A 25,442-nucleotide genomic window follows, 5' to 3' on the forward strand; every position below is an offset into this window, starting at 1 on the left:
AAAGCAACGATATAAATAATAGGTGTAAGATAATATGATGTCTTTTTTGGGTATTACGGGGTATAGCGGCAGTGGCAAAACTACATTATTAGAAAAATTATTGCCAAAATTAACCGCACTTGGATTGCGAGTGGCGGTGATTAAACATAGCCACCATAATGCTCAAGTGGATAAACCCGGCAAAGACAGTTGGCGAATGAAAGAGGCAGGAGCCAGTCAAGTGATTATGGCGTGCGATCAGCGTTGGGCATTAATGACGGAAACCCCTGAGCCAGTTTCCTTTGCCTATTTAATCCAACAATTTGATCCGCAGTTAACGGATTTGGTGTTAATAGAAGGCTTTAAACAAGAACCAATACCTAAAATTTTATTGCATAGAAAAGACATGGATAAACCTTTACCCGAGCAAGACAACCATGTGATTGCCATTGCCAGTGATTATCCTGTTGACACGGAGAAACCCTTGTTAGATATTAATCATATCGATCAAATCGCCGATTTTATTTGGCATTATTTAGGGAAACATTAAAATGGAAAAAGCCATTTCACCACGTTCCCTTGCATGGATTGCCGCTACGGCCTTTTTTATGCAAGCCTTAGATACGACCATTTTAAATACTGCATTACCTGCCATTGCAAAAGATTTACAGCAATCCCCTTTACAAATGCAGTTGGCCGTGATCAGCTATGCGTTAACGGTAGCGTTATTTATTCCTATTAGCGGTTGGTTAGCCGATAAATATGGCACGCTAAATATTTTCCGTTTTTCTATTATGATGTTTGTGTTAGGTTCGGTGAGTTGTGCTTTTTCCATGTCATTGGAAATGTTGGTTTTTTCTCGAATATTACAAGGTTTTGGTGGTGCTATGATGATGCCAGTGGCTCGTCTGGCCATTATTCGTACCGTGCCTAAAAATGAATTAATTCCAATTTGGAATCTGATGGCCATGGCCGGTTTAACCGGCCCCATTATTGGCCCTATTTTAGGCGGATGGTTGGTGACTTATGCCTCATGGCATTGGATTTTTTTAATCAATATTCCCATTGGTTTCATCGGCGTGATTCTGTCTAGCTTTTTTATGCCGAATGTGAAAAATCAGCTAAATAAATTTGATTGGCTCGGTTTTTTATTATTTGGTGGCGGTTTAGTTTGCCTGACATTAGGATTTGATTTAGTTAGCGAAACCTTTGTAGAAAAATGGCAAGCAGGCAGTATTTTAGCTGCCGGTTGTTTATTTTTGGTGGCTTATTATTTTTATGCTAACGGCAATCAACATGCGTTGATCCCACTTAGTTTATTTCAGGTTCGCACTTATTATTTAGGCTCATGGTCGAATTTATTTATTCGTTTATGTGGTTCCGGCATTCCGTTTTTATTACCATTAATGTTGCAAGTATCATTTCAATACAGTGCAGATTATGCAGGCTTAATGATTACCCCGATTGCCATTAGTTCATTGGTGAGCAAACCGATTATTCGCCCATTGTTAAAATTATTAGGTTACCGAAAATTATTGATGATTAATTCATTATTTATGGCAGTTTCGGTAGGATTAATGGCGTTATTAACCATTGATACGCCACTTTGGATTTATATTAGTTTATTATCAGTTTATGGTGTGGTACTTTCTATTATGTTCACGTCGGTGAATACCTTGACTGTTTCTGAACTAGACAAACAGACCGCCAGTGCCGGTTCCACCATGTTAAGCATTATTCAACAAGTGGGTATTGGTTTAGGGATTGCCGTTTCTGCTATTGCATTGAATTTTTACCGCACTTTAGTGGAACCCGAACAATTACAACAAGCCTTTAGTTATACATTTTTAACCAGTTCTCTTTTTGGTGTAGTATTGCTTTTTGTGGTGGCTAAATTGAAGAAAAATGATGGTGAGAATTTACATTAAGTAGGTTGATATGAATGATATTACATTAGATTTTACGCCATTAATTAATGCGGTTGAACGATTAAAAGAAGGGTTGGCTCGTTATCAAGCGGACGTGACCGATATTCAAATTCGTGATGGCTTAATTCAACGTTTTGAATTTACTTATGAATTAAGCCATAAAATGCTTAAACGTTATTTAGTGCATATTTCGCCTAATCCAGCACAATATGATGCCATGCCGTTTCAAGACTTAATTCGTTCTGGTAATGAAATGAATTTATTACAAGGTGAATGGAAAGATTGGAAAACTTACCGAGAAATGCGATCACGTATCAGTCACACCAATAACGAAGAAACCGCATTAAATGTGGTGAATGGCATTCCTGCTTTCTTACAAGAAGTGATGTTTTTGACCGAACAATTAACAGAACGCACTAACGAATAAATTGAAAGATATGCTCTAACGCCACATTTCGAATCTCATCACGCTCAAATAAAATCTCATGTTTGGCTTGTTTGATTGGAATTAATTGCCCTTTTGGCAAAAGTGCGGTGAATTTTTCGATATTTTTATTCTCCACAATGTTGTCTTTTTCCGCTTGCAAAATCAACACAGGAATTTCAATTTGTGGCAGAATTTTGGGCAAGCGTTTTATCGCTTGCAAACATAAATGTGCCCAACGGAAAGTGGGGCCGCCTAAATGAATTTGTTTAAATTTGCGATTAATCCGATTCATCCATTTCATGCGAGTTTTGCAAAAACTGAGTTCATTTTGTTTTAAATCCGCAGGTTTATAAGCTGTTTTGCCAAACACATAACGCTCACCCATACCCAATAACATCATCAAACTCAATAAAATTTCATCACGTAACGGTTTTTTTAATGGCAAGCCAAAAAAAGGCGAAGAAAGCACCGCACTTTTAATCTGGTGATCATAGTTGGCGAGATAATAGCTTGAAATTAAACAGCCTAAAGAATGGGCCACAATATATTGGTGTTGATAAGTAAAATCTGCGGTGCATTTTTCGATAATTTTTGCCATATCGTCCGCATAAAACCGAAATTCATCTAAATGGCCTTTTTCAGGATCGGTTAATAACCGCTGTGAATAACCTTGTCCACGGTGATCAAAAACCAATACATCAAATCCTTGTTGATAAAAATCATAGGCAAGTTCAGACCATTTCAAAATATTTTCAGCCCGACCATTGACCAGAACGATCAACTTTCGTTGATCGCTTTGGGGTTGGGTAAAATGACGATAGGCTAGCTGACAATGCCTTTTTCCAACAAGATATTGAATGGGGAATTGTTGTGCAAAAGGATACAGTTCAGCTAAGGCAAATTGGCAAAAATGGGGTTCTCGTTGCATCATTTTTATAAAAAAGGGGCGAATATCGCCCCAGAAGTCAAATTAAACCAACTGATTTAAAATACGGCGTACAGGCTCTGCCGCACCCCATAATAATTGGTCGCCCACGGTGAATGCGGCTAAATATTCAGGGCCCATGGCCAATTTACGTAAACGTCCTACTGGTACGCTTAATGTGCCAGTGACTTTCGCTGGCGTCAACTCACGCAAGGTGGTTTCTTTATCATTTGGAATCACTTTCACCCATTCATTATGGCTTGCTAAAATTTGTTCAATTTCGCTTAATGGCAAGTCTTTTTTGAGTTTAATGGTGAACGCTTGGCTGTGGCAACGCAATGCGCCGATACGGACACATAAACCGTCCACAGGAATAGGATTATCGCTTAATCCTAAAATTTTATTAGTTTCCGCATAACCTTTCCATTCTTCTTTGGTTTGTCCACTTTCTGGTAACAATTTATCAATCCATGGAATTAAGCTACCACCCAACGCTGCCCCGAAGTTATCGGTTGGGAAATCGTCAGCACGCATTTTGGCGGTGACTTTGCGTTCAATATCTAAAATAGATGACGCTGGATCAGCAAGCTCAGCTTTCACTGAATCTTCTAATTGACCCATTTGTACAAGTAACTCACGCATATTTTTCGCCCCTGCACCAGACGCCGCTTGATAAGTCGCAACAGAAATCCATTCCACTAAATCTTTCTCGAACAAACCACCAATCGCCATTAACATCAAGCTCACGGTACAGTTACCGCCTACAAAAGTTTTAATGCCTTTTTTCAAGCCGTCGGTGATCACGTGTTGGTTCACAGGGTCTAACACGATAATGGCGTCATCTTGCATACGCAATGCGGATGCGGCATCCACCCAATAACCGTCCCAACCGGTGGCTTTTAATTTTGGATACACTTCATTGGTGTAATCACCGCCTTGACAGGTGACGATAATATCTAATTTTTTAAGTTCATCAATATCAAAGGCATTTTTCAATTCGCCTGCCTCTTTACCCGCAAACACAGGGGCTTTTTGCCCTGCTTGCGAAGTGGTGAAGAACACAGGATTTAAATTGGCAAAATCGTTTTCTTGAACCATACGATCCATTAACACCGAGCCAACCATACCACGCCAACCGATAAAACCGACATTTTTCATATTTGCATTTCCTTTAAGTTATGTTGTGTTTGATGGTTATAAAATTACAGATAACCTTGATAAAATCAAGTGTTTTTTGTATAAAAAATGATGAAAATTAGGTTTTGATTAATTTTCATCATTAAATAAGCAGTTATGTTAGAACAATTTTTAAAACTAGGCTTTAAAAATTAGATATTTTATCATTTTCCTAACATTTTTATATGCCGTGTCGCCGCAATCCATGCTGACGCATAGCCCACAATGGAGCAAATAATCAACAAGAATGCAAATTCTACGAATCCTAAGCCATTCAATTCAAATTGGACTGCAAAAATATCGGTCACATATTTCACCGCACTAGTGAAATAACCAATGACGAAACTACTGAAAATGCAGGCAAATAAAGCACCTAAAAAGCCGTAAATAATGCCTGTGTATAGGAAAGGACGTAGCACAAATTGATCGGTGGCACCCAGTAATTTCATCACTTGAATATTCGCCTTGCTACTATATACATCAGAACGAATACTATTCCCGATCACTAAAAAGACAGCCAAAGTCATTAACACCGCACTAAAAATCGCCACATGAGCAATCAGCCACGTAATCGCCGTGAGTTTTTCGAGCCAGTCATTATCCATGCGGACTTCATCTACCCCTTTGATTTTCATCAAATTATTATGTAATTCTTGACGTTTTTCGGAACCTTGAAATTCTGATGTTGGATGGATCATCACCACGGCCGGTAAGGGGTTATCATCTAAAATATCCAATTCTTCATTAAAGCCAGACCACGCCTTAAACTCTTTTAAACTTTCTTGGCGAGAAACATAATTTAGGCTTTCTACGCCATTTTGTTCACGGATTTTTTCCACCACATTGTTGGCATCATCTGCATTCAGATTTTTATGCAAATAGACCGTTAATTCGGTTTCTGGATAAAATTTGGTGGTGGCAAGGTGGGTGTTTTTCCAAAGTAAAAAACTCACAGTCGGAATAGTCAGCGACACGGCAATCACCAAAATTGTCAATAAGGTACCGTATTTTCTTAAACAAAGATCGGCCCACACATTGCGTAGAACATATTGCATTTGTACCCAAAATGGGGCTTTTTGTGTTGAACTCATTTGCTTTCCCCTATGCTCGCAAATAGCCTTGTTCTAATACAAGGCAAGGTTTTGGTTTTTGTTGAATTAAGCCAATATTGTGGGTGGCAATTAACACGGTCATGCCGGTTTTATTAAATTCTTCAAACAGGTTAAAAATATCAAAAGACAAAGCGTTATCCAGATTGCCAGTGGGTTCATCAGCCAGCAATAATTGCGGTTTATGCACCACGGCTCGAGCAATATCGACACGTTGTTGTTCACCGCCCGATAAATGTAATGGCTGATGATTGGCACGGTCGTATAATCCCACTCTATCTAACATAGCCAATGCACGTTCTTTTGCCGTTTTGGGGTGCATGCCTGCAATAATTAAGGGCAATGCCACATTATCCACAATAGAACGATCAGGCAATAAACGATAATCCTGATGAACCATGCCAATTTGGCGACGTAAAAATGGCAATTCATGGCTAGAAAGGCGAGAAATTTTATGACCATTAAACCAAATTTCCCCACCATTAACACGTTCCATGCCCATAATGAGTTTTAACAACGTACTTTTACCTGCCCCAGAATGCCCAGTTAAATAAGTCATACTGCCCACAGGTAAATGAAAATTTATCCCTTGTAACGCAGATTGTTTGCTCCCTAAATAGGCTTTGCTCACATCTTGAAAATAGATCATTTGGCTTTCCCTTAATCTTCTTGCGTAAATAACGCATCAATAAATTCATTGGCATCAAAGGTGCGTAAATCTTCAATTTTTTCACCCACACCAATATAACGAATGGGTAAATTAAATTGATCCGCAATAGCAAAAATCACGCCACCTTTGGCGGTGCCATCTAATTTGGTTAAACAGAGTCCAGTCAGTCCTACCGCCTCATTAAATAATTTTGCCTGACTAATGGCATTTTGCCCTGTGCCTGCGTCTAAGGTGAGCATAATTTCATGCGGTGCGGTGTCATCATATTTTTTCATCACACGCACGATTTTTTTCAACTCGTCCATCAAATTATTTTTATTTTGCAAACGCCCTGCAGTATCAGCAATCAATATATCAATATTTTTCGCAGCGGCTGATTGCATAGCATCAAAAATGACGGATGCTGAATCCGAGCCAGTCGCTTGTGCCACCACTGGAATATGATTACGCTCGCCCCACACTTGCAACTGTTCTACCGCCGCCGCACGGAAAGTGTCACCCGCCGCTAACATCACGGATTTACCTTGTTGTTGGAACTGACGAGCGAGTTTACCGATTGTGGTGGTTTTGCCCACGCCGTTCACGCCGACCATTAAAATGACATAAGGTTTTTTGCTGGTGTCAATGTGCAAAGGTTGTGCTACTGGAGCAAGAATATCCGCCATTTCTTGTTTGAGTTGTTGATACAACAAATCCGCATCTTTCAACTGTTGACGAGTGGCATGTTGTTCTAAATTTTGGATAATTTTGCTGGTGGTCGGCACGCCAATATCGGCAATTAATAGTTGTTCTTCGAGTTCTTCAAACAGTTCATCATCAATTTTTTTGCCTAAAAAGAAAGCACGAAAACCCGAACCGATATTCTGTTTGGTTTTCACTAATCCTTTGAGTAAACGACTGAAAAAACCGCCCTCGCTTGGCTTTTCTTGGGTAACGGCAGTTTCTGGAATATCAGGTTCAGCGGGTTCATTTTCTTGTTCGGTGATTTCTTCTGATTGTTCAACTTGCGCTAAAACAGGCTCAAATTCCACCGCGCTTTCTTTAACAATATCTTCAACAATATCTTCTGCATTATCCTTTTCTTCTGGAGCAATAACCTCTGCAATAATTTGTTCCGTTTTGACCGGTTCAAGTGCGGTATTATTTTGTTCAGAAATAAATGCGGTTTCAGAATGAACAAAATTTTCGACTAAATTTAAGGTGTCTTCGCTTAAATTTTCGCTCACCGTTTCAATAGCATGATCGATATTTTCGCTGATGTTTTCGATTTTTTCTTCAATAATATCAACAATATTCTCAGTTTGTTTGGCGGTGTTTTCGATAATTTCTTCAACAGCTTGTTGTGTTTCCATTGATGATATTGGTTCATCAACATGGTTTTCAGGTGGCTTTTTCCCAATCCCCAACCATGACCAAAAACCGCCTTTTTTCTTCTCATCTGCCATAAAAATCTCTCAATATCTGTTAAACTATACAAAATCTATATAGTTTATCATTTTTTATTTACATCTGTATGAAAAAAAGCACAAAATCGACCACTCAATCGACGAAAGGCGAAGTTCGTATTATTGCGGGCCGTTGGCGTGGGCGAAAATTGCCAGTCCTTAATGCCCAAGGTTTACGCCCCACTGGTGATCGTGTAAAAGAAACGCTGTTTAATTGGTTAATGCCCTACATTGTGGATAGTTGTTGTTTAGATTGTTTTGCTGGCAGCGGATCGCTCGGATTTGAAAGCCTATCAAGGGGAGCGAAACAGGTGACTTTTGTAGAGTTAGACAAAACCGTTGCCAACCAACTGAAAAAAAATCTCGCCACCTTGAAATGCGATACAGAGCAATCTGTTGTACTCAATCAAAACAGTTTAGATTACCTAAAACAACCGCAAAAAACACCGCAGTTTGATGTGGTATTTTTGGATCCACCGTTTCATTTTGGTTTGGCAGAACAAGCAATAATCTTATTAGCGCAAAATAACTGGCTAAAAGAAAACGCTTTAATTTATGTGGAAACCGAAAAAGAAAAACAGTTAACAACACCAGAAAATTGGCAGTTGTTAAAGGAAAAAATTACGGGCATGGTGGGGTATCGGTTGTATCAGAAAGGATAAAAACACCAATCTTGAATAAAGAATGGTGTTTTTATTAAAATTTCTAAATTTTCTCAGCCAATTCCACAATTTTCAATGTCAATTCGCAAGATTTCTCAAAAGAGGAAATCGGCAGAAATTCAAAGCGAGAGTGAAAATTGTGGGCTCCTGTAAAATAATTTGGTGTGGTGATACCTTTTACGGACAAGGCTGCTCCATCAGTACCGCCACGCATTGGGATCACTTTTGGCGTGATATTGAGTCGTTCCATCGCTTGAAATAATAAATCAATAGAACGGCGATCTTCGGTTAAGGTGTTGGCAATATTGCCGTAAATATCATTAACTTCAGCATGAATCTTTGCTCTTGGATAGCGAGCCTGAATCTGGTCCACTGCTTGATGGATAAAGGCTTTGCGATATTCAAAATTGTCTTTGTCAAAATCACGAATAGCAATTTGTAATTTTGCCTCTGATTGATTAGATTGCATACCGTTAAACCACCAATAACCTTGTTTTTGTTCGGTATGTTCTGGGGTTTGTTTCGGGTCAAATAAGGCAATAAAATCTTGAGCGATTAGAATGGGATTGACTAACACATTTTTTGCCGACATTGGGTGAGCCGCGACGCCTTGAATCCTTACCGTAGCCCCTGCGGCATTAAAGTTTTCATAGACAACTTCGCCCAATTCGCAACAATCAATGGTATACGCAAAATCAGGTTTAAACTTGGTTAAATCCAGTAATTTTGCCCCTTTTAACCCAATTTCTTCATCAGGCACAAAAGCGATATAAATATCACCCGTGGCGATATTATTTTCTTTGATAACCGAAAGTGCGGTCATCACATTGGCGACCGCAGATTTATTATCCGCCCCTAATACGCTTGTGCCGTCACTAAAAATAATATCCTGCTCTTGATAAGGCAGAATTTCAGGGTGTTCAGCGACGTTTAGCCAAATATTTTGCTCGGCATTTAAGCACAAATCTTGCCCTGTAAAATGCAAAATTTGTGGCTTGATATGAGGCGATAATGCCACATCCACAGTGTCCATATGAGTCACAAAACCAATAGGCGTGACATTCGGTTTGTTACCTTTTAAAAGTGCGGTGACATTGGCGTGAGAATCTATTTCCACATTCACCAAACCCAATTCACGCAATTCTTGAGCTAATAATTCAGCCATTTGCCATTGTCCTTGCGTACTCGGTACTTGAGATTGTTTGGCATCACTTTGTGACGTGACGGATAAATAACGAAAAAAACGTTCAATTAATTGATCTTTTAAAGTCATTTTTTTATTCCTTAATTTACTCGTGGATACACATAATCAGCATCAAAACCTAGCGGAATGCCCAATCCCCAATACACATATAAAAGTGCAGTGAGAACAATGAAAAGCCCAATAGTATAAGGGATCATCATGGAACACAGCGTGCCTACCCCTGCGTTTTTACAGTAACGTTGGCAATAGGAGATCAGCAAAGGATAGAACGCAAACATTGGTGTTGACACATTCATGACGGAATCACTCAGGCGGAAAGCCGCTTGGGTTAATTCAGGCGAAATATTCACGGACATTAACATTGGCACAAGAATTGGCGATAAAATCGCCCATTTGGAGGTGGCGGAAGTAATAATGATGTTTAATAATAGGGTTAGCACTAACACGCCAAAAATCGTGATACCTGATGGCATTTGCAAGGATTTCAAAAATTCCGCCCCCGATAACGCAATGAGTGAGCCAATACCTGAACGGTTAAAGGAATATAAAAATTGGGCACAGAAAAAACTAAATACAATAAACGGCACTAAGGTATGGGTGATTTTTTCCATAGATTTGGTGACAGTTCGGGTATCTTTGAACGTTTTTGCTAATACCCCATAAATCAAAGACGGCACAGCAAAAAACAGCAACAATAACGGTACAATCATTTGCATAATTGGGGCTTTCGGACTTGTTAATAATCCGTTGGGATCTCGCAATAGAGAATCTGAGGGATAAGCCAATAGGGTTAAACCTAGAGCCATGACAATAAATACCGAACTTGCCCAATGAAACGCTTTTAATTCTTGTGCAGAGGGCGGATTGATGGAAAGTTCTTCTGAATCTAAATCCTGATCTAATGGCATCATTTTATGTAATCTTGGCTCAACGATTTTATCGGTAATATACCAACAAGTGGCGATGACAAAAATTGTTCCGCCTAAGCTAAAAAAGTAATTGCCCAAAATATTGACTTCATAACTTGGGTCAATAATATGTGACGCATTTTGGGTAAAACCTTGAATCACAGGATCAATAATTGATGGCGTAAAACTGGCAGTAAATCCGCCTGCTAATCCCGCAAACGAAGCGGCAATCCCAGCCAATGGATGCTTGCCTAAACTGTAGAAAATTAAGGCAGAAACAGGCATTAAAATCACATAAGCAGAATCGGCAATCACATGAGCAAACACGGAAACCACTAGAATGGCAGGTGTCACCATTTTTTTCGGAATCACATTTAATGCTCGGCTCATTCCCACATTTAAAAAACCACTGGCTTCAGCAATACCAATTCCCAAGGTTGCCACAATGGTAATGCCTAAGGGTGGGAAATTAATAAAATTTTTGGTAAGTTCGGTGAAAAAAGTGAGAATTTCTGAGGGTTGAAATAAATTCACAATTTCCAATGGTTTTTTGCTAACGGGATTGAGATAATCAAAATGCAAATAAGACAATCCCCAAGACAACAACCAGCAAATCACAGTTGCATAAATAAACAACATAGTAATATCGGGGAGTTTATTGCCAATATATTCAATCCGTTGTAACCAATCTCGGTTAGTTTTTTGTTTGTTGACAGTCATTTAATCACCTCTCATTAATTTCTTGTAACAGGATTCATTCTATTACGAAAAAATAAATTTTTGCATAATTATTTTGTGAGAAAGATCACAAAATTGACAAAAAAGTGGTTTTTTATAGCTAAACTGAATAACACAAAGAAAAAAGTTATTGGTTGAGAGTGGTGAAATTTTTGCATAATTTAACCATACTTCAATTTATATTAAAGGAACAAAGAATGATAACAGGCTTACTTTGCGGATTTGTATTTGGTTTTGTGTTGCAACGTGGACGTTTTTGTATCACAGGGGCATTTCGTGATATGTATGTGACCAAAAGTAAAAAAATGTTTATTGCGTTGCTGATTGCAATTAGTGTGCAGTCTGTAGGATTTTTCTTATTTAAAGAATGGGGAATTATTGCTGTTGAACCCGCAGAAAATTTTGCTCCCTTGGCAGTGATTGTTGGGGCTTTTGTATTCGGTATCGGTATTGTACTGGCTGGTGGTTGTGCTACTGGTACTTGGTATCGTGCAGGCGAAGGCTTGATTGGTAGTTGGGTTGCCCTGATTTTTTATATGTTATTCAGTGCGATGATGCGAACTGGTCCATTGGGGGATTTTAATACCGCTTTGCGAAGTATTGAAATTGAGCAAAGAACGCTTTACCAAAGTTTTGGCATTTCGCCGTGGATTTTAGTTGTGTTGTTAAGTGCGATCACGATTTGGGCAACTTATCACCAACTCATTAAACCACAAGCTAAAATTGCGACACTGAAAGCCAAAAAATCAGGCATTGCTCATTTATTATTTGAAAAACGTTGGCATCCGTTTGTCACCGCTATTTTAGTTGGTGTAATAGCTCTTTTTGCTTGGCCACTAAGCCTTGCCACAGGACGTGAATTTGGCTTAGGCATTACAGGTCCTTCCGCCAATATTATGCAATATTTAGTCATTGGCGATACCAAATTTATCAACTGGGGCGTATTTTTAGTGTTGGGTATTCTACTCGGCTCTTTTGTCGCCGCCAAAGGTAGCAACGAATTTCGTTTCCGTGTGCCTGATGTAAAAACGATTTTATATAGTGTTATTGGCGGTACGGCTATGGGTATCGGCGCATCTTTAGCTGGTGGTTGTTCTATTGGTAACGGTTTAGTTGAAACTGCTTTTTTCTCATGGCAAGGTTGGGTGTCATTACCGTTGATGATTTTGGGGACTTGGGTAGCGGCGTATTTTACGATTGTGAGAAGACGGTAGCAAAACACCGCACTTTATTAAAAAATATAAGGTGCGGTATTTGGGCATAGTAAACAAGATTTTTATCTCAACACTTTCCAACATCTAAACCCATAAACTGCAATCACCACAAAACAAATCAAGGGCAAGATAAAGGAAAAATTGACGGCTGGCATATTGGCGACTGTGCCTAAATCAATAATCATTCCTTGCAATGGTGGCATTAATGCACCGCCGACAATTGCCATTACGAGTCCTGCTGCACCTAAGGCAGATTCTTCTCGTTGACCATCTAAGGCAATGCCGTAAATGGTTGGGAACATTAAGGACATAAAGCCTGATGTGAGAATTAAGCAATATAAGCCAAGAACACCATCAATAAACATTACACCTAAGATTGAGCAGAATCCCCCAATAGCAAAAGTAAATAACATCAATTCTGCTTTGAGATATTTCATTAATGATGTACTGATAAAACGGCTACAAATAAAGATCGCCATTGCAATAATATTGAAATTTTGCCCTTCTGCTTTGCTAAATCCAAGACGTTCAGCGTATTGAATGATGAATGTCCAACACATAATTTGCACGCCCACATAAAATACTTGAGCTATTACTCCTTCACGGTATTTGGCATTGCTAATCAAGCGATTAAAAGATGTTTTAAATGAAATACTGCCATTCTCACAGACTTTTGTGGTTGGCATTTTGTAAAGTGCAATGATTAAGAAAATAACCAAGACCACACAACCAATCGCCAAATACGGATTACGAATAATCGCTAAATCGTGAGTTTTGACCACCGCTTTTTCAGCCGCTGAAAGCGTATGGAAAATCACATTGCCTGCAGCATCACGTTTTTCGGAATCTAAGTTGGTTAGCACCAATTGCGATGCAATAAACATCCCTGTAATGGAACCTAGCGGATTAAAGGATTGAGCAAAGTTCAAGCGGCGAGTGGCGGTGGCAGGATCGCCCATTGAAAGAATATATGGGTTAGCGGTGGTTTCTAAAAAGGCTAAGCCAAAGGTTAAAATATATAAAGAAAGTAAGAAGTAGTTAAATTCTTCGTATAATGCAGCTGGATAAAATAAAAATGCCCCGACCGCATATAATGCCAAGCCCAATAATACACCGGCTTTATAGCTATAACGACTGGCAAATAATGCGGCTGGAATCGCCATTGTGCCGTAGCCACCATAAAAGGCAAATTGCACCAATGCCGCTTCTGATGCAGGAATTTCCATTACGGTTTGGAACACGGCAACCATTGGGTTGGTGATGTCGTTGGCAAATCCCCAAAGGGCAAATAAGGTGGTGATTAAGATAAAGGGTACAACAAATTTTTTCTCTAACACTTTCGTAGTCATAGGATGTTCCTTCTTAAAATAAGCGGTTATTTTTCTTCCACCCAAGAACCATAGGATTTGAATTTTTCTAACACAATATCCATTTGTTCTTTGTTGAGCGTTGGAATCGGTTTGCCAGTGGCGAGTAATTTCAAATACCATTCGGCAATGACTTCCACTTCTTGGGCAATGTGCAAGGCTTTATCAAGGGTTTTCTCGGTGGTGATTAAGCCGTGATGAGCCAGTAAAATCGCTTTGCTGTGTTTAATGCCTTCTCGCACATAATCGGAAAGCTGATGCGTACCGAAGGTGGCATAAGGCACGCAAGGAATGTGATCCGTGCCAGTGACCGCAATCATATAGTGAATGGCTGGGATTTTTTCTCCCAAGATGGACACGGCTGCACAATTCAAAGCGTGGTTATGCACCACCACATTCATTTCAGGGCGTGCTTCATACACCGCCAAATGAAATTGCCACTCGCTAGACGGTAATTTGCCGTCTTCGTGCTTGCCGTTGTTATCCACATACACAATGCTGTCTTCGGTCATTTCTTCATAAGGCGTGCCTGTTGGGGTGATGAGCATACCGTCTTGATAACGTACGCTTACATTGCCTGCGGTGCCTTGATTTAACCCCATTCGGGTCATCGCTAAACAGGTGTCTATAATTTGTCTGGAAAGTTGTTTTCTGTTCATTTTTTATTCCTTGTTACTGCTTTATTTCACAGGCGTTACGCCTTTTTTCAGAATAATATTGCCGTATTTCGCCAGCTCGCCCGTAATCACTACGGCGTAAGCGGTTTTGGCTCGTTCATAAAAAGCAAAGCGTTCAATGCGTGTTAAATTTGGTACGTTTCCCACCGCAGTTTGAATGGCATTGAGATAGCGTTTTTCCACATCAGGATCGAGCGTATCGCTTTGCACGGCTTGCATCATAATTAAGGGTGCATCTACATAGCTGTCATATTCAAATAATGGGCTAATGCCTGTGAGTAAGGTTGCGACATCAATACCATCAGCACGGATAACTCGGTGATGTAATTGATGAGCAGGAAAATGGGCATCGGATAATACAATTTCATCGCCGTGTCCCATTTCGGCAAGGGTTTTGAGTAACTCAGGGGAAATCGCAGGATGAATACCTTTTAACATAGTTTTCTCCTTGTTTAATGTTTTGTTTGTTCAAATTGGACAAAAAGTGCGGTGTAATTTTCAGCATTTTTTGACGGATAAATGCGGTGTTTCTTGGCTTGCATTTGCTGTTGAGCTTGTTCTGGCGTGTCGTAAACACCTACAGCGGCTAAGGTAAACATTGCCGCACCTAACACGGTGCTTTCGGCTACGTCCACAATATCCAATGGCAATCCCAATACATCCGCTCGGATTTGATTCCATAAGCGATTTTTCGAACCGCCACCGACACAAATCAGGCTTTCTGCTTTAAAATCGCTGACCTGTTCTAATCGGGTTAAGCCTTGTTTTAATTGGTATGCCATATATTCCAAGGTCGCACGGTAAATTTGCCCACGCTTGCTGTGCATTGACAGCCCGATAATTTCACCCACACTGACTTGTTGATCGCTGTTGAACACGCCTTGCAAGCTCACGCCACCTGATCCAGCAGGTTGGCTTTCGCCTTCGGAAATCATTGTGTCGTAATATTTTTCTGTACCCGCCACATCCGCAAACAACAATTTACCGATCCATTCCAACACGCCCGAACCAATCCATTGCACCGCAGGGTTATAGCCACCGAATTTCGCATCAAATTCCGTGGTTAAACCTTGATGAATGGTATTAAAATCGGGTTTGGCTTGTTGGGTACGAGCCATCAAAATTTCCCAGGTTCCCGAACTGAGAACAGGCTGATTCAAGGTTGCCCCCGAACCAAACACCGCAAATTGGGTATCGTGTCCGCACGAAATCACAGGGATTGGATTTAAACCCAATTGACGGCAAAGCTCATCGGATAAAACCCCCACTTTTTCGCCCGCACTTTTCATTGGTGGGAAATGTTGAGCGGTTAAACCGAGCAGTTTAAGCACGTCTGGATCCCAATCTTGTGTGGCAAGATTGGTCATCATTGATGTGCCTGCCATTGTGCGATCGGTCGTCCATTCGCCAGTTAAAAAGTGATTTAACATTGACGAAATAAACACCCATTTATCCATTTTGGCGAAAATAGTCGGTTGATTTTCTTTTAACCAAAGCAATTTAAACAGCGTATTAAAACTGTACAGCCCAATGCCGTTGCGTTGATAAAGTGCGTTAAGATCAAGGTATTGCTCGATATTTTGCATTATTGGCACGGTGCGTGGGCATTTCCACGAGATAATCGGGTAAAGCGGATTGCCATTCTTATCAAAAGGGGCTCCGTCCACGCCAAAGGTGGTGACACCAATGCCTTTAATGCAATCAAGGGCAATGTCTTGAGCTTTTAAATCGGCTAAGGTTTTTTCCGCACAGGTAGTCAGTTTTTGGCAAATTTCCGCAAAATCCCAAATGTGATAGTCAGGGTTTTCTTGCCCTGGTTGGGTGTGATTGGGTAAATGATGAAAGGCGATAATCTTGCCTTTTTCATCCATTGCAATGGTGCGTAAATTCGTCGCCCCACAGTCAAAGATTAATGCTAATTGCATAATGTTTCTCCCCAAGAGTGCGGTGCAAAAAATGATTAAATTTACACCGCACTTTCACCGTTAATTATTTATACAACGCCCCAAAATTCGCACAAGCACGGTAGTCTTGCCCTTCTTTATCTTGACCAAAACCATTCCACGAACTTGGACGGAACACTTGTTCGTCTTCCAAATTGTGCATACAAACTGGAATCCGCAACATTGATGCAAGCGTGATTAAATCCGCCCCAACGTGTCCGTAAGTGGCGACACAGTGATTGGCTCCCCAATTTGCCATTACCGAATACACATCTTTAAATGCCCCTTTGCCGGTTAAACGTGGGGTAAACCAAGTGGTTGGCCAGGTTTGATCGGTACGTTTATTCAAAATGTCGTGAACCTTTTCAGGCAACTCAATGGACCAACCTTCGGCAATTTGTAGCACTGGGCCAACGCCTTTAATTAAGTTGATACGGTGCATAGTGAACGGCATTCCGCCTTTGGTTAAGAATTGAGAAGACAAACCGCCCCCACGGAAATATTCGTGAACCGCTTGACACCAACGAGTATGTTCTAAGCAACGTTTGCCATCCGCTTCGGTGACTGCCCACGCAGGTTTAATCACTGCGTTACCGTCTTTGTCTTGATGTTGACCTGTGCCATCCAATGCGGCAGAGCCTGAATTGATCAAATGAATAAAGCCTGCTTCTGGTCGCCAACCTGTGACACGTTCCACGGAATCTTCACTCCAATAAGTCCGCACATCGGCAAAAATTTGTGCCTGACCAGTCAATAAATGCCCGAATAGCATATTTACGCCATTCAAAGAGTCATTTTCGGTCGCCATAATGTAAGGGGAGCGTACGCCGTTCCAGTCATAGGTAGAATTTAAAATGGCTTCTAAGAAATCACCGTTCGGTAAATGGTCTGTCCATTGACGTTGTCCTTGGAAACCTGCCGCAATAGCATTATGACCAAGGGATTCTTCCACAAAACCGAGTTCGGCAAGACGTGGATTACCCACCATTAAATCACGCGCAATAATGGTCATTTTCACCACATTGTCCCAAAGTTCTTCTTTTTCTTGGGCGGTGCGTTGATGTTCGGCTTTGTTGACATCAATGCCTTCTTTGCAATAGGTTTTCACCCATTCACGAGCGAGTTTAAATTCTTCTTCATCGTAAATTTTGCGGTCTAAACGGCGTTTGATTTCGGTCATATCCACATATTCATTCCGCATACCCAAATATTCTTGGAAGAATTGTTGATTGACGATAGACCCTGCAATCCCCATTGAAACTGAACCGATAGACAAATAGGATTTGCCCCGCAAGGTTGCCACCGCCAGCCCTGCACGAGCAAAACGCAATAATTTTTCACGCACATCAGTAGGAATGGATTGATCATTGGCTTCTTGCACTTCCGTGCCATAAATAGAAAACGCTGGTAAGCCGAGTTGGTTATGTCCTGCCAAGGCTGCGGCTAAATACACTGCCCCAGGGCGTTCTGTACCGTTAAATCCCCAAATAGCTTTTGGCAAATGCGGATCCATATCAATGGTTTCTGAACCGTAGCACCAACAAGGGGTAACGGTAATCACTGCCCCGACATTTTCACGTTTGAATTTCTCCGCACAAGCCGCCGCTTCTGCTACGCCACCAATGGTGCTATCGGCGATCACGCATTGCACAAAGTCGCCATTGGGATGACGGATTTCCGTTTGTAAGAGATGGGCAACGGCTTTCGCCATATTCATTGTTTGTTCTTCAAGGGATTCACGGACACCCATACGGCGACCATCAATGGTAGGACGAATACCAATTTTGATTTGAGTTGATGTAGTCATTTTTTTCCTTCCTTATTTTTTCTTTAACAAAAGAATTGATAGGAATATTGTTGATGAAAAAAATGAAAATCACCAATTTTTTGCAAAGTTTGTGTTGGATTTGTGATCTCGATCACAAAAAACGGTATAAAAATCGGTAAAAATAAGAATTAAAATGACCGATATTTGTTTTGTATTTTACAAATCGGTCATTTTATCATTAATAAATAATGAGTACATTGTGATGGTCACAATAAGAATGGAGTTCTTCACTAGGGGATTTTTCGCTGATCAAAATATCCATTTGAGAAAGATCGGCGAGTTTAATCAGATTTTTATGTTCAAATTTGGAGCTATCTGCAAGTAAAAATTTCTGCCCTGACGCATCCATCATTTTCCGTTTTATGGATGCGTTAAGTTCGTTGGATTCCCAAATATTGCCCGAATTATCGATCCCAGAACAAGAAAAAATGCCTAAATCAATATGTAAACGTTGAAGCATTTGTTCTGATAATGGGCCATAAAAGGCATCATATTTGCTGGAATACACACCGCCAGTGGCAATCGTGCGAATATTGGGTTTATTGACTAATGCCGTAATGTTGTGCATTGAATTGGTGACAACAGTGCAAGGAATATCAGGAATCAATTGAGCAAAATGCCAACTACTGGAACTGGCATCCAACCCAATGACCGCCCCTTCAAAAAAATAATCAATGGCATTTTTAGCGATGGCTCGTTTTTCATCGGCATTGGTACGTTGTCGAGCTTGGAAAGAACTGCCTAAATCTTTCGCTTTTATGCTAACAGCCCCACCGTGAACACGATGTACCAATCCACGTTGAGCCAAATCGGTTAAATCACGCCGAATGGTTTCCACCGACATATTCAAACTTTGTGCTAATCCATTAACGCTGACTTTCCCTATGGTGTTGATTTGTTGCAAAATGAGATCTTCACGTTTTTGCATTTTATTTGCTCCAGTCAAAATCGTTATTTCTTCATTATAATCCATTTTGAAAGAAAGATAAAAATAACAACAAGGAGCAACTGCTAAATTCATTTCCCTGTTTTGTGATCAAGATCACAAATTCAACAAAAAGCCATTGATTTATCCTGTCAAAAGTAGAATATATTAACAATTGTTAATATTTTAACAGGTGTTAATATGACGATGGCAACAACAGCAATGACAAAAGAACAGCAAATTTTGGCGTTGTTGGCAAAAAATCCATTTTTACAACAAAATGAAATAGCTGAACAATTAGGCATTACTCGCTCTAGTGTGGCGAATTATATTATGAATTTGAGTAATAAAGGCAAAATTCGGGGCAAGGGCTATATTCTTGCTCCCCACAAACGCATTGTCACCATCGGTGGCACTAATATGGACATTGCTGGCACGGCGTTGACGGAATTACGCTTGCAGGATTCTAATCTCGGTAAAATCAAATGCAGTGCAGGGGGCGTGGCTCGGAATATTGCACAAAATATTGCAATGCTCGGGCAGGAATCCCATTTGATTTCGGTGGTGGGGGACGACACTTCAGGGGTGAGCCTGTTAGAAACCACTCGCCTTGCTGGGGTGAAAATTGAGCAATGTTATAAATTAGCGAATCAAACCACGTCCACCTATTTGTCGTTGCATAATCATTCTGGGGAAATGGTGGTGGCGATTAATGATATGGACATTTTGCAATGCCTGACCCCTGAATTATTGGTGTCCCGTTTGGATTTTATCCAACATTCGGATGTGTTGGTGTTGGATTGCAATTTATCGGAAACCACATTGGCGTGGCTGTTTACCCATTGTGGTCATTTGCCGATTTTTGTGGATCCCGTTTCTACCTTTAAGGCAATGAAAATTAAGCCTTATTTACATAAAATTCATACCCTGAAACCGAATCGAATGGAAGCGGAAATACTCAGCGGTATAACCATTGAGCAGCCTGAAGATCGGGTCAAAGTGGCAAATTGGTTTCATTCGCAAGGGCTGCAACGTTTGGTTATGAGTCTGGGGGCGGATGGTGTTTTTTATAGCGAAAAAGACGGTTTTGCTGATACAATGGCGGCGTTCAAAACGGATATTGTCAATGTCACGGGAGCGGGTGATGCGATGATGGCGGGGTTGGCTTGTTGTTATTTAGAAAATTGGTCTTTTTCCGCATCGGTTCGTTATGCTCAAGCCTGTTCTGCGATGGCGTTGGCATCCGTATTCACAAACAACCCAAATCTATCAGATGATAGTGTTAAACAATTATTGGAGAACTAAACAATGAATCAATTTCTTGATATTGCCCCTGAAGTGGCACAAGCCTTACAACAGGGTAAGCCCGTGGTAGCGTTGGAATCTACCATTATCTCGCACGGTATGCCTTATCCGCAAAATGTGGAAACCGCGTTGCGTGTGGAGCAGGTGATTCGTGATAATGGAGCCATTCCTGCGACCATTGCGATTATCAATGGGCGTTTAAAAGCGGGGTTAAGCCGTGATGAAATTGAAATTTTAGGCAAAGAAGGGCAAGCGGTGGCGAAAGTTAGTCGTCGTGATTTACCCTTTATTGTGGCAGCCAAAAAGCACGGGGCAACCACAGTGGCGGCGACAATGATTGTGGCTTCTCTTGCTGGCATTAAGGTGTTTGCCACAGGTGGTATTGGCGGTGTGCATCGTGGTGCCGAAACCACCTTTGATATTTCCGCTGACTTACAAGAATTAGCCCATACCAATGTAGCCGTGGTTTGTGCGGGGGCAAAATCCATTTTAGATTTAGGCTTAACCACCGAATATTTAGAAACCTTTGGCGTACCATTAATTGGTTATCAAACCCAACAATTACCAGCGTTCTACACCAGTCGCAGTGATTTTGAAGTGAGTGTGAAATTAGACAGCCCTGAACAAATTGCTTTAGCAATGCAAGCTAAATGGCAATTAGGATTAGATGGTGGTTTAGTGATTGCGAACCCAATTCCTGCCGAATTTGAAATGCCAGAACACACCATTAAAGCGGCGATTGAACAAGCCTTAAAAGAATCAGAAGAACAGGGTATTCACGGCAAAGACAGCACCCCATTCTTGTTAGCTCGAGTCTGTGAATTAACGGGGGGCGACAGCTTAAATTCCAATATTAATTTGGTGTTAAACAATGCGAAATTAGCTAGCCAAATTGCAGCGGAATTTGTGAAATTGTAAGTAAATTATCGCTAAAAATAGGGAATCTACTCTTCGTTTGGATTCCCTTTTTTATTAATAAAAAACACGTTATTTACAAAAACAATCATTCAAATGATCATTCACCAATCCCATCGATTGCATAAACGCATAGCAGGTGGTTTCCCCCACAAACACAAAGCCTTTTTTCTTCAGTGCTTTTGACATGGCTTTAGAGATTGCGGTTTTGGCAGGTACCGCAGCCAAATTCGGCACATCATTGATTTGCGGTTGATGATCAACAAACGCCCAAATAAAATCGGCAAAATTTTCACCGCACTTTTGCATGGCTAAATAGGCTTGGGCATTTTTCACAATGGCCTCTAATTTGGCTCGGTGACGAATTAATCCCACATTTTGCATTAAACGATCAATATCCTTTTCCGTCATGCGTGCAATCTTTTCAGGATCAAAATGATGAAAGGCTTGACGATAATTTTCTCGTTTTTTTAACACGGTTATCCATGATAACCCCGCTTGTTGCCCCTCTAAGCACAGTTTCTCAAATAACTTCTGAGAATCAAATTCAGGCTTGCCCCATTCCTTATCATGATAATCTTGATAAATCGGCAAGTTCCCCGCCCAATCACAACGTTTGATCATTTTCATCCGCCAACTCCTGTAAGGTATTAAAATTACGAAACGCCGTTTTCTGCTCAGAAAAATCCACGGCAACCGCCCCTTGTTCTAACATAAATTGCAACATTCGCCGTTCACCTTGATCTAAATAAGCCGAAAGTGCGGGGCATAATTGACGAGAAACCAAACAGAATGTGGGATGTTCACGTTCGCCATCTGTGGCATACGCCACTAAAGGTTGTGAAATTAACACCGCACTTTTTAATTTCTCCAGTAAATTCAACGGCAAAAAAGGGCAATCGCAAGGCACAAATAACACATAATCGCTTGTTGCTCGTTTTAAACTGGTTAACATACCGCTTAACGGCCCTTGAAAATCCGCCAATTCGTCAGAAAAAACCGGTAAACCAAATTGCTGATACTGTTCAATATGGCGGTTTGCATTGATCGCAATCTCTGCAATTTGTGGCCGTAAACGGCGAATAATATGCTCAACCAATGGCTTGCCGGCCAGAATTTGCAGCCCTTTATCCGCCCCTTGCATACGTCTTGCCTTGCCACCTGCTAAAATTACCGCACTTATCGTTATCATTGTTTGTCAATCGCCTTTAATTCAAGTATTATTTGCCAACCATTCTATATTAAGGAAAAGATTATGAAATGTCATCGTTTGAATGAAGTTTTGGAACTTTTACAACCCTATTGGTCTAATAAAGACCCTGACATGAGTTTAATGCAAATTTTACAAGCCATTGCAGATGAATCTGGCTTTGAAAAACCGCTCACCGAGTTATCTGATGAAGTGATTATTTATCAACTCAAAATGCACGGCAAAGACAAGCATGAACCCATTCCAGGGATCAAAAAAGACTATGAAGAAGATTTTAAAACCGCCTTGCTAAAAGCTCGTGGGATTTTAAAATAATATTGTAAGGAAACGGGAACATGAAAAAATTTCTTATTAGCGTAATTGCGGCCACCATGGCCATTGCTAGTGTGAATCTGCACGCTGCAGACTTAAAAGACGGCGAACAATACGTGACATTAAGCCGTCCACATTCAGAAAAAGCCGAAGTGATCGAATTCTTTTCTTTCTACTGTCCACATTGTTACGCCTTTGAAATGCAATATGCGATTCCAAAGAAAGTGCAAGATAGCTTGCCAGCAGATGCGAGCTTTAAACAATATCACGTGAATTTCTTAGGGCGTCAATCGGAAAACCTCACTCGTGCTTGGGCGTTAGCCATGGCATTAGGGGCAGAAAGTAAAGTGAAAACCGCCTTATTTGAGGCGGCACAAGCCGATAAATTAAGCAGTATGGCCGATATTCGTCAAATTTTTGTGGATAACGGCATCACCGCAGAACAATTTGACGGTGGTATCAACAGCTTTGCGGTCACCGCTTTAGTCAAAACCCAAACCAATTTAGCGGAACAGCTTGATGTGCGAGGTGTGCCGGATATGTATGTGAACGGAAAATTCCGAGTGAATCCAGAGGGATTATCTCGTGATGATTTCGTGGCAGATTATGTAGAAACTGTAAAACAATTATTGAAAAAATAACCGAGGAGTAGAGTATGGCAGAAAGTTTTAGTGTAGAACGTCGTTTTTTTGACGATAAAAATTACCCACGTGGTTTCGCTCGTCATGGCGATTATACTATCAAAGAATCGCAAGCCTTAGAGCAATATGGTCAAGCGTTCAAAGCCTTAGACGAAGGCACTCGCAAAGCCAAAACTGCTGAAGAAAAAAATTTCGTGGCCTTTTGTCGTGGCGAACGCTCGGCGGAAACCTTTTTTGAGAAAACGTGGAACAAATACCGCTCCAGAGTAAACACCATTAAACGTGTTTACACGCTTTCAGGCGTGGTGAGCGATAACTTAGATGAGTTTAATGCCAACGATTAATTAAAACAAAAATCCCCCCTGCAAATAGGGGGGAGATTTTGACTAAAAGGTTTTCTCAAAATTCAAAAACACCCGTTTTTTATCATAACTATAAAGCTCATCTAAATTACTCGACACCTTATTCAAACTAAAAGACAGTTTCGGCGTAATGCCCCAAAAATGCCAGTTTTGTTTCCAAACGGTGACAGTGCCGCCCCATTCTTTGTCTTGGCGAGTTTTTAATAACAAACGGTGTGGTGTTTGATAATTTTTATGAGCATAATACAGATTTAACCTTGTGCTAATCCCTGCCCACCAACTTTGGCCCCAACCAACACGAACGGATTTTCGATGATAGCTATATATATCATCGTTGGCGTTTTCGGTGGAATAGTCACCGCCTACATAAACATAGGTTTTCGCATTCGGCAAATACATTAAGGTACTGGAATACAAGGCAGTATGGCTATTGGCCTCACGGGTTTGGGCTTGATGCGTATTACCCCATTCGCCTGCCAATGACAACCGCCAGTTCGGTGAAAGCCAATGATCCCATTCGCTACGAACACCAAAAGAACCGCTATAACGATGATTCCCTACCCAACGCCATTCATAGAACGGCAATAAGGCAACACGATTTTGCGTATTTTGATATTGATAGCCCAAGGAAGTGCGGTTAATTAAATCATCAAATTGGTGATTATCCCAATATTGCTTGGCTGAAAAATCATTACTAAACACCGCATAATGGCCGTTAACCAGATTAAAGGTTTTCGACAAACTCAAACCATAATTGATCCCATGGGCTTTTTGTGGCAGCGAACTGTCATTTTTCAACCAACGTGAATTGCCAATATGCACATAGCGAGATTTGGCCGCATTGTTGACATTATCTTCTTGTAAATAACTGAAATTAAAACTGAAATCCCAACTATTACGTTGATTTAACGCCGATAAATATTGATCACTCACCTGTGCAATTTCCGCCGGCGGAGCATCTGCCCGAATCCGTTCAAACTGATTTTGTGCGGCACTGTCTTGGTGATCTTCAAATAAGGCTCTGGCCAATAAAAACCGCACTGGGGCAAAATCATCATTTTCACTTAAAATTTGACGTAAGCGTTTAATGGCTGAACCTAATTCCCCTTGTTGATATTCTAAATTGGCTTTGGCATATTCAATCAGGGTTAAATCAGGGTTGGCAGTTTGTTGATATAAGGGAATTAAACGCTCCACCAACACCCATTGTTGCGTATCAATGAGATTATTCAGTAATTGGCGAGCTATTTCGGGTTGCTGAATAAGCTGTTGATCTGTAAGTTCAACAATATCCGATTGACGTTGCGATTGACTTTGTGGCGAAATAATCTGTTGAGTTTGTAGCGTGGGTAAAGTAGGGTCGGCGACTTTAATATTTTTATCCGGTTCATTTTGCACAGAGATCTCAGCAAAGGAAAAAGGCATGAAACATAAGAAAACCAGTGGCGATAATAAATAAAATCTTAGGTGCATTTTTTGTCCCTATCGAATGAAAAAGGCAGAAAAACGCCATTTAAAAATGGCGTCATTATTCAATATAATTTAAATATCAAGGCATATAAATATGCCCTG

Annotated in this window: 26 protein-coding genes; 10 read left to right on the forward strand and 16 right to left on the reverse strand. The window is 40.6% G+C overall.

Annotation, left to right across the window (positions count from 1 at the left end):
- The first annotated feature begins 34 nt into the window (after nucleotides 1-34).
- Genes mobB through ACTG7Q_RS02470 form a run of 3 tightly spaced genes read left to right on the forward strand, consistent with a single transcriptional unit; the run spans nucleotide 35 to nucleotide 2,334 of the window.
- Nucleotides 35-529, forward strand: a complete 495-nt coding sequence (mobB, locus tag ACTG7Q_RS02460) for a molybdopterin-guanine dinucleotide biosynthesis protein MobB (protein WP_439240479.1) — start codon at nucleotides 35-37, stop codon at nucleotides 527-529.
- Between the two features lies 1 nt (nucleotide 530).
- The gene (locus ACTG7Q_RS02465) at nucleotides 531-1,907 is read left to right on the forward strand and encodes a DHA2 family efflux MFS transporter permease subunit (protein WP_439240482.1); all 1,377 of its coding nucleotides are present in this window, start codon (nucleotides 531-533) and stop codon (nucleotides 1,905-1,907) included.
- Nucleotides 1,908-1,917: 10 nt separating this feature from the next.
- Nucleotides 1,918-2,334, forward strand: a complete 417-nt coding sequence (locus ACTG7Q_RS02470; RefSeq protein ID WP_439240484.1) for an HI0074 family nucleotidyltransferase substrate-binding subunit — start codon at nucleotides 1,918-1,920, stop codon at nucleotides 2,332-2,334.
- Here the strand turns inward: ACTG7Q_RS02470 and ACTG7Q_RS02475 are convergent.
- The 5 genes from ACTG7Q_RS02475 to ftsY form a co-directional block, all read right to left on the reverse strand.
- A complete protein-coding gene (locus tag ACTG7Q_RS02475) occupies nucleotides 2,324-3,262 on the reverse strand; it encodes an alpha/beta fold hydrolase (protein WP_439240487.1) in 939 nt (312 codons plus the stop codon). The two genes, ACTG7Q_RS02470 and ACTG7Q_RS02475, sit on opposite strands and share 11 nt — an antisense overlap.
- Before the next feature lie 42 nt (nucleotides 3,263-3,304).
- Complete coding sequence (gene asd / locus ACTG7Q_RS02480; protein WP_439240489.1) at nucleotides 3,305-4,417, reverse strand: aspartate-semialdehyde dehydrogenase; 1,113 nt, start codon at nucleotides 4,415-4,417, stop codon at nucleotides 3,305-3,307.
- Between the two features lie 182 nt (nucleotides 4,418-4,599).
- Nucleotides 4,600-5,526, reverse strand: a complete 927-nt coding sequence (gene ftsX / locus ACTG7Q_RS02485; RefSeq protein ID WP_439240491.1) for a permease-like cell division protein FtsX — start codon at nucleotides 5,524-5,526, stop codon at nucleotides 4,600-4,602.
- Between the two features lie 10 nt (nucleotides 5,527-5,536).
- Complete coding sequence (ftsE, locus tag ACTG7Q_RS02490; protein WP_439240493.1) at nucleotides 5,537-6,193, reverse strand: cell division ATP-binding protein FtsE; 657 nt, start codon at nucleotides 6,191-6,193, stop codon at nucleotides 5,537-5,539.
- Between the two features lie 11 nt (nucleotides 6,194-6,204).
- Complete coding sequence (gene ftsY, locus ACTG7Q_RS02495) at nucleotides 6,205-7,659, reverse strand: signal recognition particle-docking protein FtsY (protein WP_439240495.1); 1,455 nt, start codon at nucleotides 7,657-7,659, stop codon at nucleotides 6,205-6,207.
- Between the two features lie 68 nt (nucleotides 7,660-7,727).
- Between ftsY and rsmD the strand changes: the two genes are divergently transcribed.
- On the forward strand, nucleotides 7,728-8,321 hold the full coding sequence (gene rsmD / locus ACTG7Q_RS02500; protein WP_439240497.1) for a 16S rRNA (guanine(966)-N(2))-methyltransferase RsmD: 594 nt from the start codon (nucleotides 7,728-7,730) through the stop codon (nucleotides 8,319-8,321).
- A gap of 43 nt (nucleotides 8,322-8,364) precedes the next feature.
- Here the strand turns inward: rsmD and pepT are convergent, their stop codons facing one another.
- Nucleotides 8,365-9,594 (reverse strand): peptidase T, encoded by a 1,230-nt coding sequence (pepT, locus tag ACTG7Q_RS02505; protein WP_439240499.1) that lies wholly within the window; start codon nucleotides 9,592-9,594, stop codon nucleotides 8,365-8,367.
- Between the two features lie 11 nt (nucleotides 9,595-9,605).
- Nucleotides 9,606-11,153 (reverse strand): AbgT family transporter, encoded by a 1,548-nt coding sequence (locus ACTG7Q_RS02510; RefSeq protein ID WP_439240501.1) that lies wholly within the window; start codon nucleotides 11,151-11,153, stop codon nucleotides 9,606-9,608.
- A 215-nt stretch (nucleotides 11,154-11,368) separates the two neighbouring features.
- Between ACTG7Q_RS02510 and ACTG7Q_RS02515 the strand changes: the two genes are divergently transcribed.
- A complete protein-coding gene (locus ACTG7Q_RS02515) occupies nucleotides 11,369-12,385 on the forward strand; it encodes a YeeE/YedE thiosulfate transporter family protein (RefSeq protein WP_439240503.1) in 1,017 nt (338 codons plus the stop codon).
- 62 nt (nucleotides 12,386-12,447) lie between these two features.
- On the opposite strand, the gene fucP is transcribed toward ACTG7Q_RS02515, so the two are convergent.
- The 6 genes from fucP to ACTG7Q_RS02545 all read right to left on the reverse strand — a co-directional run bounded on the left by fucP (nucleotide 12,448) and on the right by ACTG7Q_RS02545 (nucleotide 19,128).
- The gene (gene fucP, locus ACTG7Q_RS02520; protein ID WP_439240505.1) at nucleotides 12,448-13,734 is read right to left on the reverse strand and encodes an L-fucose:H+ symporter permease; all 1,287 of its coding nucleotides are present in this window, start codon (nucleotides 13,732-13,734) and stop codon (nucleotides 12,448-12,450) included.
- 26 nt (nucleotides 13,735-13,760) lie between these two features.
- Nucleotides 13,761-14,411, reverse strand: coding sequence for an L-fuculose-phosphate aldolase (locus ACTG7Q_RS02525; RefSeq protein WP_439240507.1), 651 nt, complete (start codon nucleotides 14,409-14,411; stop codon nucleotides 13,761-13,763).
- Between the two features lie 21 nt (nucleotides 14,412-14,432).
- Nucleotides 14,433-14,867 carry an L-fucose mutarotase gene (gene fucU / locus ACTG7Q_RS02530; RefSeq protein ID WP_439240509.1) on the reverse strand — a complete coding sequence of 145 codons (435 nt, stop codon included), beginning with the start codon at nucleotides 14,865-14,867 and terminating at the stop codon, nucleotides 14,433-14,435.
- A 14-nt stretch (nucleotides 14,868-14,881) separates the two neighbouring features.
- Nucleotides 14,882-16,354 (reverse strand): L-fuculokinase, encoded by a 1,473-nt coding sequence (gene fucK / locus ACTG7Q_RS02535; protein ID WP_439240512.1) that lies wholly within the window; start codon nucleotides 16,352-16,354, stop codon nucleotides 14,882-14,884.
- Between the two features lie 64 nt (nucleotides 16,355-16,418).
- The gene (gene fucI / locus ACTG7Q_RS02540) at nucleotides 16,419-18,179 is read right to left on the reverse strand and encodes an L-fucose isomerase (RefSeq protein WP_439240514.1); all 1,761 of its coding nucleotides are present in this window, start codon (nucleotides 18,177-18,179) and stop codon (nucleotides 16,419-16,421) included.
- A gap of 199 nt (nucleotides 18,180-18,378) precedes the next feature.
- The gene (locus ACTG7Q_RS02545; protein WP_439240516.1) at nucleotides 18,379-19,128 is read right to left on the reverse strand and encodes a DeoR/GlpR family DNA-binding transcription regulator; all 750 of its coding nucleotides are present in this window, start codon (nucleotides 19,126-19,128) and stop codon (nucleotides 18,379-18,381) included.
- A 204-nt stretch (nucleotides 19,129-19,332) separates the two neighbouring features.
- On the opposite strand from ACTG7Q_RS02545, the gene ACTG7Q_RS02550 reads away from it, so the two are divergent.
- The gene (locus ACTG7Q_RS02550) at nucleotides 19,333-20,430 is read left to right on the forward strand and encodes a PfkB family carbohydrate kinase (protein WP_439240519.1); all 1,098 of its coding nucleotides are present in this window, start codon (nucleotides 19,333-19,335) and stop codon (nucleotides 20,428-20,430) included.
- Nucleotides 20,431-20,433: 3 nt separating this feature from the next.
- Complete coding sequence (locus tag ACTG7Q_RS02555; protein ID WP_439240521.1) at nucleotides 20,434-21,348, forward strand: pseudouridine-5'-phosphate glycosidase; 915 nt, start codon at nucleotides 20,434-20,436, stop codon at nucleotides 21,346-21,348.
- 69 nt (nucleotides 21,349-21,417) lie between these two features.
- On the opposite strand, the gene ACTG7Q_RS02560 is transcribed toward ACTG7Q_RS02555, so the two are convergent.
- Both ACTG7Q_RS02560 and mobA read right to left on the reverse strand, forming a co-directional pair.
- Entirely contained in the window at nucleotides 21,418-21,969 is a 552-nt protein-coding gene (locus tag ACTG7Q_RS02560) for a DNA-3-methyladenine glycosylase I (protein WP_439240650.1), read from the reverse strand.
- Nucleotides 21,953-22,537, reverse strand: coding sequence for a molybdenum cofactor guanylyltransferase MobA (gene mobA / locus ACTG7Q_RS02565; protein WP_439240523.1), 585 nt, complete (start codon nucleotides 22,535-22,537; stop codon nucleotides 21,953-21,955). Before mobA ends, ACTG7Q_RS02560 begins: the two co-directional genes overlap by 17 nt.
- Nucleotides 22,538-22,600: 63 nt before the next feature.
- On the opposite strand from mobA, the gene ACTG7Q_RS02570 reads away from it, so the two are divergent.
- From ACTG7Q_RS02570 to ACTG7Q_RS02580, 3 genes are read left to right on the forward strand one after another with little or no spacing between them, the layout of a single operon-like run.
- On the forward strand, nucleotides 22,601-22,870 hold the full coding sequence (locus ACTG7Q_RS02570) for a YihD family protein (RefSeq protein ID WP_439240525.1): 270 nt from the start codon (nucleotides 22,601-22,603) through the stop codon (nucleotides 22,868-22,870).
- Nucleotides 22,871-22,890: 20 nt separating this feature from the next.
- A complete protein-coding gene (gene dsbA / locus ACTG7Q_RS02575; protein ID WP_439240527.1) occupies nucleotides 22,891-23,508 on the forward strand; it encodes a thiol:disulfide interchange protein DsbA in 618 nt (205 codons plus the stop codon).
- Nucleotides 23,509-23,522: 14 nt separating this feature from the next.
- The gene (locus ACTG7Q_RS02580) at nucleotides 23,523-23,852 is read left to right on the forward strand and encodes a DUF413 domain-containing protein (protein ID WP_439240529.1); all 330 of its coding nucleotides are present in this window, start codon (nucleotides 23,523-23,525) and stop codon (nucleotides 23,850-23,852) included.
- Between the two features lie 42 nt (nucleotides 23,853-23,894).
- On the opposite strand, the gene ACTG7Q_RS02585 is transcribed toward ACTG7Q_RS02580, so the two are convergent.
- The gene (locus tag ACTG7Q_RS02585; RefSeq protein WP_439240531.1) at nucleotides 23,895-25,268 is read right to left on the reverse strand and encodes a surface lipoprotein assembly modifier; all 1,374 of its coding nucleotides are present in this window, start codon (nucleotides 25,266-25,268) and stop codon (nucleotides 23,895-23,897) included.
- Nucleotides 25,269-25,442 lie beyond the last annotated feature (174 nt).

The sequence above is a fragment of the Lonepinella sp. BR2474 genome (assembly GCF_051851555.1).
GTDB lineage: Bacteria > Pseudomonadota > Gammaproteobacteria > Enterobacterales > Pasteurellaceae > Lonepinella.